Raw genomic sequence first — 14,456 nt, 5'->3', positions numbered from 1 at the left:
TGTCGTTTTATACATTCTTTTTTCTTTGTATTGGTATGATGATATGCTACGATTTCCTTTCTTTTGGAACGTATGCAGTCGCCCACCAGAAATAGCTATACAAAAGGAGAGGGGAAAGTTGAGGTTTTTTGTGAATTTGATTCCTTAAACGAGTTTCATATGTATGTATCTGAGAATCAAATTATATTGTTTTTGCATCTAAAAGCGTGGCTAGTTCCTTCCCATAGTTTATAAATGCCATGGTTTCATCGGTACGAGCCAACTTAATCTTATCGAAAACAATGAGTGCTTCCCCATTACTTTCTATATGATAAATCTGATGATTTTCGAAAAAACGAATGATTTCATCTGTAAAAAATGACCGAATCTCAGATTCATTATTCCCCATCAGTAGGAATTTTTTAGAAAAATCGGGATACATCTCAAAATCAATGTCTTTATAGCCCGTAAATGCCATCACTCGGTCAAATATTTTTTCTAATACCGCCTCTTTTTCCATAGTAAAAACGGGTATTTTTTTATTCAATGTTAAGATCATGAGTGTGGTGTTAAACGTTTCCGCTGTAAATGTCTGCCCTTCATTGAAGGTAATATCTGCAATTTCCCAAGACACCTCCAACTCTTTATAGGTTCCTTTCAGGCAATTGTATTTGCGTTCGATAGGTCTCACTTCAAAAAAGTGGAATCTCTTTAGATATTCCGTATTCCAATTCACCTGACTTGTATATTGATAGTCTTTCTCAGTGGCTAAATTTCGTAATCGTTTTTGTCGTTGCGATAGTTTCGCGCCAGCGCCAGCAAAACTAATTTTTAACGCTCTATTATAGGTAGATGATGAAACATGTGAATCTAATCCTGTGATAAAAACCTTACCACCAGTAGCCCTTTGTGCTTTTAAGTATTCCACCAAGTAGTCCATATAGGTAATGCCGACCAACCGTGTTTCTGACAAATCAATATTGACATTAGCGCCAGCAGGAATTTGAGCCACTAATTTATCGATTTTGATAATGCCTAAAAAATTCGCAATTCCTCTGATCTTTAGATCAAAACTGTCATCTGATCGCTGTATCAATTTGGTACGCGATCTGTAAATCATTTTAAAAAATTCAGGGATGGACACGTTCGCTAATAGCATATGAATGACGAGCGCCAATAACAACCCACCCAATAACCCAACTAATAAATTCGTATAGAGGGTTAAAATCATGGTACCTATAAAAAATACTAACTGCTCCGTCCCTTGATTATACATTTGTTTAAAGACCGCTGGTGATGCCAATTTAAAACCAGTATAGACCAATAATATCGCAAACGCACATAGCGGGACTTGTCGCATGACGGGACTCAATACCACGATAAAAAGCAACAACAAAAGCCCTTGGTACATATTAGACCATTTGGTTTTCGCACCATTATGAATATTGACTGTACTTCGAATAATCACCGCAATAATGGGCAAACCTCCAATCAAACCAGCGACGAGGGTACTAAATCCAATCCCTGTCAAATCTTTATTCAAATCCGTCTTTCGTTTATAAGGATCAATTTTGTCCACGGCTTTGGCAATGGCTAAGGATTCAATACTCGTGATAATCAACATAGAAAATACAGTGGTCCAGAATTCAATCGTATTGATTTTACCAAAGTTGGGGTGCATGATGGAATCTGCAATCGAATCGGGAATATCCAGCAATAAATCTGGACCTACCTCGTAGGCTTTACCAAATACCGAAAGCGTATGTGGATCAAAGAAATTGAAAGCATAGACAAATGGAATAGAGAGCGCAATAACCCACATGGGAGCCGGTAACCAATGGAAAAACCGATTACTAATTTTGGATTGAAACAGTAATAAAAGCAATCCTGTTAACGCAATAACCACCACAAAAGGATTGGCTTGTGGTAGGTATAGAACCGCATCAATGAGGTTTTGTACAATGCTTGGGCTATCAGAATGGGTGCCCATGGCAACATGGATCTGTTTGGCAAATATGATAATGCCAATAGCCGCCAAAATACCGTGGATCACGGAGCTATGGAAAATATCGGCTAACCGACCCAATTTCAGGATCCCTAAGAGCATTTGAAGCGCCCCCGAAACCACCACAGCCGCCAACACATAATTAAAGGCTTGCCCTGTACCATCATCCATTAATACAATCCCTAAAAGGATCACCCCAATGACGCCTTTGGCAGGACCGTTGACAGATATGTGTCCCCCTCGATAAAAGGTGGTCACCACCCCACCCACAATGGCAGAAAAGATCCCTGCCATGGCAGGAGCTCCCGCAGCTAACGCAATCCCTAAGGAAAGCGGTAACGCAATAAGTGCCACACTCACGGCTGCTATGACATCACTTTGCCAATTTTCAATTAATCCCTGAAACCCTTTTTTTGGTGTACTTTCCATTCACGTAATGATCCAATAATTTATAATTAGGAGCCGAATTGACTAAAATAGTAAATATTTGGAGTTATTTGGGGTATCCCATGATTGTTGTTTGGTGAATTGGGAAATGAAATTGTTTTTTTAGTGTGAATGGGTGTAGGCTTCCCCCAATTAGAACTGTTTTGCTTACGCGAAAGTATATGAAGGGTTTCTAGATGTCGATGGTGGCTATTGGGAATGATGCGAGTTGGGAAGTGGTGGGAGAGGGGGCATGTTCCCATCTAACTTGGGGCACCAGTTACAAACTGGCGCCAGCGGAGTAAGTTTTTCCAATTATTCCTTTAGCTACAGCATGATTGTATTCTGTTATTTTTCTTATATTTATACTATTCCTGACTAGAATAGTTTTCATATTCATATATTTTACTATTATCAACTATCGTTTTTAAATAATCAATTCTTTCCCTAATCTGACCTGTGTTTACCTGAAATCTTTCTAATGCAAGGTTAAAATGAGTAAGACTATCATTATAATCATCTTCCAAAACAAATAAGTCACATAACTTATCTTTATAAGCTAATCCTTCAGAATGCATCTGTAATACTTTATGATAATTTTGTATGGCTGTTTCATATTGATAGTTGGACTCTAGAAAGTACATACTACTTTGACCTATTATTTCTCTTATATCATTATTTAATAGATCATCTAATTGTTTTGGAGTAGCATCATAATTTTTATATCTTAAATTTTTTTCATACAGCTTACACCAATCCCCAGACCACATATGTGCAGTAGCTAGATATGAGTATCCAATAATATACCCGGGCGAGTACATTTGAATAATCTTAATACTCTCTCTCAATGCAAAAAGAGCTTCTATCGTAAACTTTTCAATTTGTTTTTTTTGGTTTCCTTTAAAGATTATTTGATTAGAAAAAACACCTTTACCAACTAAATTAATTACTTTCTTATATTGTATTTCTGTATGATATTTTAATTCAAGTAATCTAATATACTTAGAGTGTACAGTGTCAGTTTCTTTTAATTTTATTCTTTTTTCAAGATCAAATCTATTTAATTTTAACTTAATGGTTTCAGTTAGGATGATAGCTTCTAGAGCATCACTGTTATTAGATACATTATTGTAGGTCAAAGTGTTTTCTACACTATTGTTATCACCGCTCAAATTGAAAATATCTCGATACTTTTTTATTTGTGCTCTATTAGAAATAGTATTATACCAAGAATTAGATCTTATGATAGATTCACATAATTTTTCAGATATTTTTTCAATTTCACTGTAATAAATAATTTTATCTAATCGAGAAAGAGAATCTGTAATTTCTTTGATGATAATTAGTATTTTTTTTTGACCAAATGTATAATTATAATTGTGATTTGATTTTTTATATAATTCGTTAGCTAGTGAATAAATAAATAAAACTTTTTTAAGTGAAAAGAGGTTTTCAGTCTTTAGTTCCAAAATGACGGTTTTATAGAAATTTTCTAAGTTTTCTTTTTCATCACTAGTTTTATTTATTCCATTACTAATATTTTTTTTTAAGATATCGTATGATTTTATGTCGCAAAAACTTAATGTGTTTTTAATGTTGCTGTTAAGAGAAGCCAAAATGGCATCTCCTATTTTACTAATAACATTTCCTAAATAATAAAACCTTCTAGTGTTTATCATATCAATAAATTCAGGAAGAAGATAACACGCGGCATATTGAAGAGGATTAAAATTACTTTTATCAGTAGTAATAATTTCATATTTTTTTAATGCTAAATCAATTCTGTATGATTGATAAATTGTTAATTCATTTAAGGCCTCCCAGTAATAACAAATAGATGTAAGAGAAGGATGGTAATCAGATTCCCTATCAACTTCTTGCGTTTTTTTTTCTTTATTGTATTGTAAATGTAATTGTCTAAATAGTTTTGGGAAATGAGTTTTTAAATAGAAAGAACTATCAAACATTCTTTTTGAGTTAGTGTCACTATAATATTTTTCATCTTGATAAAATTCAGATTCTTTAAAATCATCACCATTCTCTTCATTTTTATAAGAATTCCACACATTTGGACTAAAAAATCTTGTGAATTGACAGTTCTTATAAAACAAGATGCTACCAACATTTGAAAAGTAATCTGCCCATAACCAACCTTTTCTATAATCATCTTGTACTAAATATGATTTTTGCTTAGAATCTTGCAATAATTTATGATCATATTCTGGATGTAATATTTTTTTTAGTTCTTCTTTATTTTGATATAAGTTTGAGTAGGTTATTCCGTCCGTTCTTAATTTTTCAATAGCTGTTAGTTGAGCAACGAAAGGTAAAGTAACAAGATGCATATTTCGATGATCTTCTGACCTGTGATCAATCCCACCTATTTCAGGTTTAATCCTTGTTTCCTTTTTTTCTCTTCGCCTAAAATAAGGTAAAGTGATCTCTTCCTTATATGTTTCCAAATTACTGTTGACAATTTTCTTAAGATAGATTTCGCTATCTATCATTAAAGTTCTATACAATGATATAGCACTATCATAGGCTTCTATTTTTTCAAGAGTGAGTCCTATTTTTAATTTATTGCGTAACCATATTAGGTATTGATGTCGAGTGAGATAACGATTACCTATGGCGTTGGGAAGTCGCAGAGATTGAATAGATTCTGTGTAATATAAAATAGCTTCATCATATTCTTTATCGTAAAAATATAAATCCCCTAAAATGGTTTGTACAAAACTTAAAGAATGGATAAATTGATTATCTCCCTCTAGAGGTTGATAATTTTTGTATTTTTCTCTCAACTCAATGAGTTTCTTTTTATAGTGTCTCTTAACTAAAAGGGATTCATCTAATGTGAAATTAAAAGCAGCTGCCGCAAGATCAGAACGTTTAGTTAAGATGGCAAGTTCTTTTTTTACAATGCTATGAAATTTGAAATCATGTAAACCGCTGACTGATTCTTTAATATGGCTATTGGATAAATATTTTAAAATACTTTTAATATGATCCCTCAAGTAAGGTTCTTTATTTACCAAAACTACTTCGGGAATCAATTCTAAGTTTCGCCATGCAAACCCATAGGGATAAAATTTTATAATGTGATCAAAAATAAAAGGTGTAGAAAACAATAATTTATCTCCTATATTTGTTAAAAAACGACTATTTGTTATTAAATAGGGCCTTAATATATCATTGGTTAAATTGATTTCATATTGAGTGTTAAATCCAAATTTTATATACACACGCCTTCTATTTTTAAATTTTTCTATTGCTTCTTTATCTTCTTTATCTGGTCCTTTTTCTTGGAGAAGAACTATAGCACTCTCTTCAATTTCACCATAGTTTTTGGATACAATTAAGCTTTCTACTAATGAAGTTAGTTTTTTAGGTGATCCTGTTCCTCTATAAGTTAGATAAATGATATAATTTTGAAGTAAAGAGAATATTTTAAATTCTTTAAAATTAAGTTCTTCTTGTATATTTTTTGAAGATTTTGAATTTATATAAAAATGACCTAGATCCAAATTTATTTGAACTTGATTGAATAATTTTTTTAAATTATATCTACCGTCTTTCCCCCCCTCTATGGGATTATGTTTTATCAAATTAATAAGAAAAATTTCTGTCAAGCCAGAAATACCTTTTACAACCACTCCTGTAGGATTGTCTTTGTAGAAACTATCTACATATATTACATCATTAAAAATACTACTATAAAAAGAATCACGATCTGCAATGTCAGCCAAGTCAGCATCAAATAGTTCCCTTCCACCTATGAAGAAAAACTTAGCTTTTGCAGTACTTAAAAACCCTTTTAAATTTGCTAATAGTTTTGCAACAGCTTCTTGTCTTTTTCTATACTCTCTGGATCCTGGAATATTAATATTAGTATCCATTGCTGGATTAGAAAATTCTCTTTCATCTAGAAGTGAATTAGATTGGGGTTCTATTTTATCTAATTCATCTACAATAAAAATAAATTGGTCTTCTATAATTGATTGACTTTCGATAAAAACTTGTATTTCGTCAAAAATACTAATTAATTCATCTTCAGCTTCTTTTGCGGTTGAAGGAGAGTACATTACAGTATTATTATCTGTTGATTTACTATCTTGAATGCTAAAACCTGTTACACCTCTTATAAGACTAGGAATATAGTTTGATTCTGACCCTAACTCTTGTGACTGACTTACTGAGCCTTCCAGTCGTTTTCTTAATGAAAGTAATCGATACTTGATTTGGTGGTATTTGGAAATATTTCTTTTTTTACCAGTGCTGGTTAATTTAATCAAGAATAAAAATGGTTTGTAGATTGTTCTTTGGAATTGATGGTTGTTCAATTTTTCTTCTTCAGCTTCCCAATATTCTAAAATTTTATCGTTAATCCTTTTTAATACTTCTCGGTCACTTATAGTGTCTTGCGATAAGTTTATTTCAAAAGATTTATAACTACTTTTTTCTTTTCTACCTTCCTCTTCTTTTAATGTACGATTAAAACGATATCTATAGAGTGTATCGTATGAAAATAATACTGCAGAAATTATAAAGTATGTAGTAAGAAGTCCAGCGATCAAAGAAAAGTATTTACTAGAATTTGAAATTTTAATAGGAATTTTTGCTAGATTAAATTTAAAGCAATTAAAACCAAATTTATCTAGTCCACAAAACTCTGTAGGATAAACAAAATAAAGAGTAATTATTACTATTATAAATAAAAATGATGCTAGTTTAATAAAAGACCAAAAAGACACCCAGTTAGGTTTTTCCCATAAATAATTAAATTGATCATTTTTATTATTTTTAAGGTAATTACTTGTTTTCCAGACTACAAGGAGGAATACAATAGTGAAAATTGTTAAATGAGTTACAATATGTAGAAGAGTGTTAATTAATTGATATTCGTTCTTAAAAAGTTTGAAAGGGAAGTCAAAAAATAGATATATAACACAGTTACTTATTAAGTAAAACCAACCTAATCGTTTAAATAAGCCTAAAAAAGTTCTTTTTCTATATTGTTCATTCTTATCGTTTTGTAATTTTTCTTTCTTATCCTGATTAACTTCAGCGATCGCTTGTCTAAGAACACTGGTCTTTCCCATTCCCCTAAATCCAGTAATAAGATAGGTTCCATAACCTGATAAATCATTAGTTAAAAGCGTTCTAATCCTATCTTTTATTTTTTCCCTGCCTACGAAACGTTTATTCATTTCTGTGGCTTTTTCAACATTATATGGAGTATGAAAAAATTTATAGTTATCTAATTCAATATAGACATCTTTTATTTTGGCAGAGGAGTCATCTGAAGTAGTTTTTGACATATGTTCTTTTGAATTGGCTATTGATAAAAAAACTAATAACTGGTATGGTTTACTTTTAATTAGAATTTAAATATATTAAAAAATTAGTAAATACCTAGTAATCAGTAACATTTTGATTGTGTATTATAGTTTTCCTAGTATGTTAAGTCAGTACTCTAATCCCCCAATCTCCAAAATCCCACCCAATAATCGTTACGGTTTCCCGTAATCCTGTAAAATAAATTTTGAAGAACAACCCACACAAAACCAATTCAACTCCATAAATTTGGAATATTTCCAAATAAGATGCATTTTTTCGTTTGAAATCTAAAAAAACTCTCCTATCTTTACACAGTTCATTTAAAACGTACCAACGCAAGTGCTCACATCCTTATCTATAAAAAACTATGCCCTCATCGAAGAAGCGCAGCTTCAGCTCAATGAAGGCTTTACCGTGATTACAGGAGAAACAGGAGCGGGAAAATCCATTCTTCTCGGTGCGCTAGGACTCATCACAGGCAAACGGGCGGATAGCTCGAGTGCGGGAGATATGACCGCCAAATGCATCATAGAAGGCATTTTTGAAGTGTCGGGGTATCAGTTGCAGTCGTTTTTTAAGAAGCAGGATCTGGATTATGAAGATGCAACGATCATCCGTCGGGAGATTTTGCCGTCGGGGAAAAGTCGGGCGTTTATCAATGATACACCGGTCACGTTAGCGCAACTCGCTGCGCTCGGAGAGCGATTGGTCGATATTCATAGTCAGCATAAAACCCTAGATGTACTCGATAATGCGTATCAGTTTGAAGTCTTGGATACCTTTGCCAATGCGTTAGCGCTCAAAGAAAAATACAGCGAGCAGTACACGCTGTGGAAAGAGAAGTTGGTGCAACTCCAGCAGATTCAAGAAAAGAAACAACGTGCCCAATTAGAGTTTGATTACCAGTCTTTTTTATTTACAGAGCTAGACGAAGCCAAACTGATAGAAGGCGAATTTGAGCAACTCGAAACCGAACTCAAAACCCTCAGTCACGCGGAAGAAATTCAGGAAAATCTCGCAACGGCACAGCAAAAGTTAGCACAAGACGAGTTAGGCATTATGGATCAGCTGTCGGAAGCACGGTCGGCATTGTCTCGCATTAGTGGATTTGGAACGGAGTATGAGGCGTTGTATAACAGAATTCACAGCGTATTTATCGAGGTAGACGATCTGACCGAGGAACTTTCTGATCTAGCGAGCAACGTCGATGCAGACCCACTGACCCTCGAAAAAACCAATACGCGCATTCAGGTGCTCTACAATCTGATGAAAAAACACCAAGTGGATTCGGTTTCAGAATTGATTGCAATTCGGGAGCGCTTGGATAACGAACTCTACGAGGTACAAAACGTCGATGAGCAGATTGCAAAAATGGAGAAAGAGATCGCTTTCGCGAAAGCGGAAGCTCAAAAAATCGCTGTCCAATTACACGAAAAACGTGCGAAAGCCATTCCCAAATTAAAAGCCTCTATCGAAAAAATATTGGTGGAATTAGGGATGCCTAATGCCCACTTGCCGATCACAGTCACAAGCTTGAAAGAGCTTGCACCCAACGGACAGGACGGCTTGGAATTTTTGTTTTCAGCCAATAAAGGGATGGACGCAAAACCGTTAGGTAAAGGGGCTTCCGGAGGAGAACTTTCCCGAGTCATGCTCGCCATCAAAGCGGTATTGAGTCGACATAAAAAACTACCAACCCTGATTTTTGATGAAATTGATACCGGAGTGAGTGGGGAAGTGGCTGTCAAAATGGGCGCTATTCTCAAAGAAATGGGCAACACCATGCAACTCATAAGCATCACCCATTTACCACAAATTGCAGGGCAAGGAGCTTCGCATTTTAAAGTATTCAAAACCGACGAAGCCGAAAAAACCAAAACCAAGATCGTCCGTCTCTCTACAGACGACCGTATCGTGGAAATTGCTGCCATGCTAGGCGGCAACAGTCAGACGAGTGCTGCCTTAGAACACGCACGGAATTTATTGAATTAAAAATCACTTTTGGTTTCAACTTAGTGCCTTTGGTCGATGAACAACACAAAAACCAGGTAAAAACACCTGTTTTTTGGGTCAGGTACAAGCCGTGTATCTCTATTCTATAAAGGAATGTATTTTTGTGCCTATATGATTTGGAAGGGTCATCTAGAGCGTGTCAAAATGGGGATTTTGAATACCACGGGTAGATTCTAAAAATTCCTAGAGAGATTAAAATAGTGAGTGTTTTAATCATTCTCAAACAAATAAAATGATTCAAGTTGGAAGACCTGTAGTTTGCAAAAACTACAGGTCTTGTGTTTTATATCTTATAAGATTCTCTAATAACCGACGCGCATATTAAAAAATAAACGCCGATATTTGTTGTTCAAAACGAAATCAACTTTTAACCGATATTTAGACATGGGGTATAATTTACTGAAAGGAAAAAAAGGAATCATTTTTGGCGCATTAGACGAAAACTCAATTGCATGGAAAACAGCAGAACGTGTGCACGAAGAGGGTGGCACGTTTGTATTGACCAATGCACCGATTGCGATGCGTATGGGAACATTAAATAACCTAGCTGAAAAAACAGGTTCTGAAATCATCCCTGCCGATGCGACGTCTATTGAAGACCTTGAAAACCTAGTAGATAAAGCACAAGAAATTTTAGGCGGAAAAATCGATTTTGTATTACACTCTATCGGAATGTCTGTCAACGTTCGTAAAGGACGTCACTACACGGATCAAAATTATGCATGGACTGAAAAAGGATGGGATGTGAGTGCCGTTTCTTTTCATAAAACCATGCAGACCTTGTATAAAAAAGATGCCATGAACGAATGGGGAAGTATTGTTGGTTTGACCTATATGGCGGCACAACGCGTATTCCCAGATTACAATGATATGGCAGATAATAAGGCCTTTTTAGAGTCGATAGCGCGTAGTTTTGGATACCATTTTGGAAAAGAGAAAAACGTACGTGTCAATACCATTTCACAATCTCCTACGCCAACCACAGCGGGACAGGGTGTGAAAGGATTTGATGGTTTTATCGCTTTCGCGGAAAAAATGAGTCCGCTTGGAAATGCCACTGCAGACGATTGTGCCAATTATACGGTGACCTTATTTTCAGACTTGACCAAACGTGTGACCATGCAAAACCTTTACAATGATGGAGGATTCAGTAACACTGGCGTGAGTAACGAGGTGATGGATGCTTTTGTAAGAGATCAGGAATAAAGCCCCCTAGAAAGCCCCCTAGCCCCCGAAGGGGGAATTAATCCCCTAGCCCCAAAGGGGAACGCTTACTCATACTTTTAAAGGGGAACTCTTATTGTTTACCTCTTACATGAATGAAACTACAATCATAGTTCCTTCCCTCGCTGAGGGAAGGTGGCTATTTTGAGGTACGAAAAAATAGACGGAAGGGAGCTTGTTTGTAGATTGTAAGTCATATGATAGAACATCCTCCTTATTCCCCTGTTACTAAATAAGAAACTGTTAAGCAAAAATAGAGTAGTGTTCTAAAATAGAGTACTACTCTATTTTTTGTTCCCCCTAACCCCCGAAGGATTAACTCCTATTGTTTACTACTTACATGAATAAAACCACAATCATAGCTCCTTCCCTCAGCAGGCCTGTGCTGAGCCTGCCGAAGTAGAAGGTGGCTATTTTGAGGTACGAAAAAATAGACGGAAGGGAGCTTGTTTATATATTGTAGGTCCCATGATAGAACCCCCTCCTTATTTCCCTCATTACTGAAACAAGTTCAACACAGGCGCTAACCTTCTCCCAGAGGGAGAAGGAATTATTTCCCCTTTTGTTTTGTACTGCTTTTTGAGTTTATATTTTTATTCCCCCTTTGGGGGTTAGGGGGCTTTTTTCCCTTTGGGGGTTAGGGGGCCTTGGGGGCTTTTAGGGATTGCGTATCTTTGCGCTATGCAAGACCTATCGTATTCATTTATTATTCCTGTGTACAACCGTCCGGATGAGATCAAGGAGTTGTTGGATAGTTTTGTAGCACAGCACACAACGCTTCCTTTTGAGATTGTGATCATAGAGGATGGGTCGTCGTTACCAAGTGATACGGTGATTGCAGCATACACAGATCGGTTGCAGATTACATATCTATCTAAACCAAATTCTGGCCCTGGAGCTTCTCGAAATTATGGAATGGCAAGAGCCGCAGGGAATTACTTTATTATTTTGGATTCCGATTGCATTTTACCACCCGAATATGTACGTCTGATGGATAAAGCTTTGCAGGCTGATTATGTAGATTGTTTTGGAGGACCCGATGCGGCACATGCTTCCTTTTCTACCTTGCAGAAAGCCATTAATTATAGTATGACGTCTTTTTTAACAACAGGGGGTATCCGAGGAGGGAAGAAGCAAGTGAATGCGTTTCAGCCGCGGAGTTTTAATATGGGACTGTCCAAAAAAGCGTTTGAAGAGACAGGAGGTTTTGGAAAAATTCACCCTGGCGAAGATCCCGATTTGGTCTTACGATTATGGAAAAAAGGATTTAAAACACGATTACTTTCTGATGCGTATGTGTATCATAAACGACGTATCTCTTGGTCAAAATTTTATACACAAGTGAATAAATTTGGGATGGTACGCCCTATTTTGAATGTCTGGCATCCAGGTTCAGCAAAAGTTACCTATTGGTTTCCTACCGTATTTTTGATAGGGGTGTTGTTTAGTTTACTCATGGCTATGCTAGGCTGGTATGTGTTCTTGTATATGGTGATAGGTTATTTTTTGTTGATAGGCATGCATGCAACCATTACCACCAAAAGTATTTCTATAGGCGTGATGGCTGTGATTGCAACGGTAATACAATTTTATGGATACGGCATTGGTTTTTTAAAATCTACTGCGGCCATACGATGGTTTGGAAAGAAACCTCAGCAACGATTTCCTCATTTATTTTTTAAGTAATTTAAGCGTATGTCAATGTTTAAAAAAATAACACTCAGACGATCGCATGTGAGAGAGTTTTTGTTTTTTCTCTTACTTACTACAATTTTGGCAATTCTCAGTAAATTGTCAAAGGAGTATACCAAAATATACACATTACCTGTTACCGTCATAGACACTCCAATGGATAAGGTAGTGACTAGGATAGAGCCAGCGGTGTTGGAAGTGTCCACTCGACTTTCTGGATTTGCATTGGTCGCCAATCAATTTTCAGATTTTCAATTACCGATTCCTTTTAATCAATTAGAAAAAACAACAACTAAGCAGTATCAGTATATTCCAGAAGGGCATCCATTAATGATTTCCAATGCAATCTCGGGAGTCTTAGAAGTGACTGCTATAAGTCCTAAGCAAATTACGATACAAATAGATTCTTTAGCGAGTAAGGAAGTTCCTGTCATCACAGCACTTACGACACAGTTTAAAAAAGGCTATGGTCCCAAAGGAGCTGGCGTATTAAATCCATCAACGGTTCGCGTTGTAGGGCCTAAGGCATATATAGATAGTATTACAGCTGTCACAACAACGCCTAAAGACCTTACCGAAATCTCTCAAAACATTGAATTACAATTAACCATAGATTCGTTACCACTTCATAAAGAGGTTAAAGTCTCTTTATATGATATTGGGTATTCTCAAGAGGTTGTTAAGTTTACCGAGGGGGCATTTAGTATTCCCGTTAAACTAATCAATGCCAATGATACGGATGTAAAAATATTTCCCAAAACCGTAGATATTTACTTTACGGTTCCTATTGATGTATACGAGTCGATTACCTCAAGTGATTTTGAAGTGGTATGCGATTTTAATAAACACAATGAACAGGATGATTTTATCGCACTAGATATTAAGAAGTCACCTACAGAAGTGAAGAATATTCGTCTGGCCACTAAACAGATTAAGTACATCGTTGTTCACTAGTTTTGTTTAATCATTTATTTTTTTTACCCCTAAATGACTTAATATTTTATAAAAAAGTTAAACAAAATCTAATTTTATCATTAATTTTAGAAATTGAAAGCGCTAACTAAGTAAATAGTACTATGTACTTAGATTTTAATTTATTTATAGAATGATTGTAGGCCTAACTGGGGGAATTGGAAGTGGAAAAACAACGGTAGCCAACTTTTTTAAAAAGCTTGGGGTTCCTGTATACATTGCCGATGTTGAAGCAAAAAAACTGATGGAAAATTCTCCAAGTATACGTGTTGAAATTATCCAATTATTAGGTGAGAAAGCTTATGTTAAGAATGTCCCCGATAGAAAGTATATAGCCGATAAGGTTTTTAAAGACACATCCCTCTTGGAGGGTATAAATGCGATTATACATCCCAGAGTTGCCATACATTTTAAAAATTGGTATGAGCAACAAAAGAGTCCTTATGTGATAAAGGAGGCAGCCATTCTGTTTGAAAATGGAGGATACAAGCTATGTGATTTTATCATTTTAGTGAGAGCTCCCTTAAAACTACGTATTGAAAGAATTAAAAAGCGAGATAAAATCTCGGAAGAAGAGATTCAAAATCGCATCAAGGCACAATGGAGTGATGCTAAAAAAATGGCCCTGTCAGATGTCTCGATAGAAAACACGTTTCTTGACCAAACGAAAGAAAACGTATTGCGTATTCATAATCACTTACTACATAGAATTAGCCGTAATTGGTAAAAGCTGTTAACATTTGGTTAAAGGGAAAGCCGGCTATATGTTAAAATATTACTTTTGAGTGGTGAACAAAAAACTGTTTTA

The 14,456-nt window shown here is 35.4% G+C and carries 8 protein-coding genes; 5 read left to right on the top strand and 3 right to left on the bottom strand.

The window, feature by feature from the left end:
- Positions 1 to 181: 181 nt before the first annotated feature.
- The 3 genes from ACFO3O_RS00685 to ACFO3O_RS00675 all read right to left on the bottom strand — a co-directional run bounded on the left by ACFO3O_RS00685 (position 182) and on the right by ACFO3O_RS00675 (position 8,008).
- Positions 182 to 2,413 (bottom strand): SulP family inorganic anion transporter, encoded by a 2,232-nt coding sequence (locus tag ACFO3O_RS00685; RefSeq protein ID WP_379976594.1) that lies wholly within the window; start codon positions 2,411 to 2,413, stop codon positions 182 to 184.
- Positions 2,414 to 2,778: 365 nt separating this feature from the next.
- Positions 2,779 to 7,728, bottom strand: a complete 4,950-nt coding sequence (locus ACFO3O_RS00680; protein WP_379976593.1) for an ATP-binding protein — start codon at positions 7,726 to 7,728, stop codon at positions 2,779 to 2,781.
- Positions 7,729 to 7,870: 142 nt separating this feature from the next.
- On the bottom strand, positions 7,871 to 8,008 hold the full coding sequence (locus tag ACFO3O_RS00675) for a hypothetical protein (RefSeq protein WP_379976592.1): 138 nt from the start codon (positions 8,006 to 8,008) through the stop codon (positions 7,871 to 7,873).
- A gap of 78 nt (positions 8,009 to 8,086) precedes the next feature.
- Between ACFO3O_RS00675 and recN the strand changes: the two genes are divergently transcribed.
- The 5 genes from recN to coaE all read left to right on the top strand — a co-directional run bounded on the left by recN (position 8,087) and on the right by coaE (position 14,375).
- Positions 8,087 to 9,739, top strand: coding sequence for a DNA repair protein RecN (recN, locus tag ACFO3O_RS00670; protein WP_379976591.1), 1,653 nt, complete (start codon positions 8,087 to 8,089; stop codon positions 9,737 to 9,739).
- A gap of 405 nt (positions 9,740 to 10,144) precedes the next feature.
- Positions 10,145 to 10,966: an enoyl-ACP reductase FabI gene (locus ACFO3O_RS00665; protein WP_379976590.1), complete on the top strand. Its 822-nt coding sequence runs from the start codon at positions 10,145 to 10,147 to the stop codon at positions 10,964 to 10,966.
- Positions 10,967 to 11,665: 699 nt separating this feature from the next.
- Positions 11,666 to 12,670 carry a glycosyltransferase family 2 protein gene (locus ACFO3O_RS00660; protein ID WP_379976589.1) on the top strand — a complete coding sequence of 335 codons (1,005 nt, stop codon included), beginning with the start codon at positions 11,666 to 11,668 and terminating at the stop codon, positions 12,668 to 12,670.
- A 15-nt stretch (positions 12,671 to 12,685) separates the two neighbouring features.
- On the top strand, positions 12,686 to 13,630 hold the full coding sequence (locus ACFO3O_RS00655; protein WP_379976588.1) for a CdaR family protein: 945 nt from the start codon (positions 12,686 to 12,688) through the stop codon (positions 13,628 to 13,630).
- A 151-nt stretch (positions 13,631 to 13,781) separates the two neighbouring features.
- The gene (gene coaE, locus ACFO3O_RS00650; RefSeq protein WP_379976587.1) at positions 13,782 to 14,375 is read left to right on the top strand and encodes a dephospho-CoA kinase; all 594 of its coding nucleotides are present in this window, start codon (positions 13,782 to 13,784) and stop codon (positions 14,373 to 14,375) included.
- Positions 14,376 to 14,456: the final 81 nt, after the last annotated feature.

Source organism: Dokdonia ponticola (genome assembly GCF_042653865.1).
Classification (GTDB): Bacteria; Bacteroidota; Bacteroidia; order Flavobacteriales; family Flavobacteriaceae; genus Dokdonia; species Dokdonia ponticola.
This window is presented reverse-complemented; position numbering and strand designations above follow the sequence as displayed.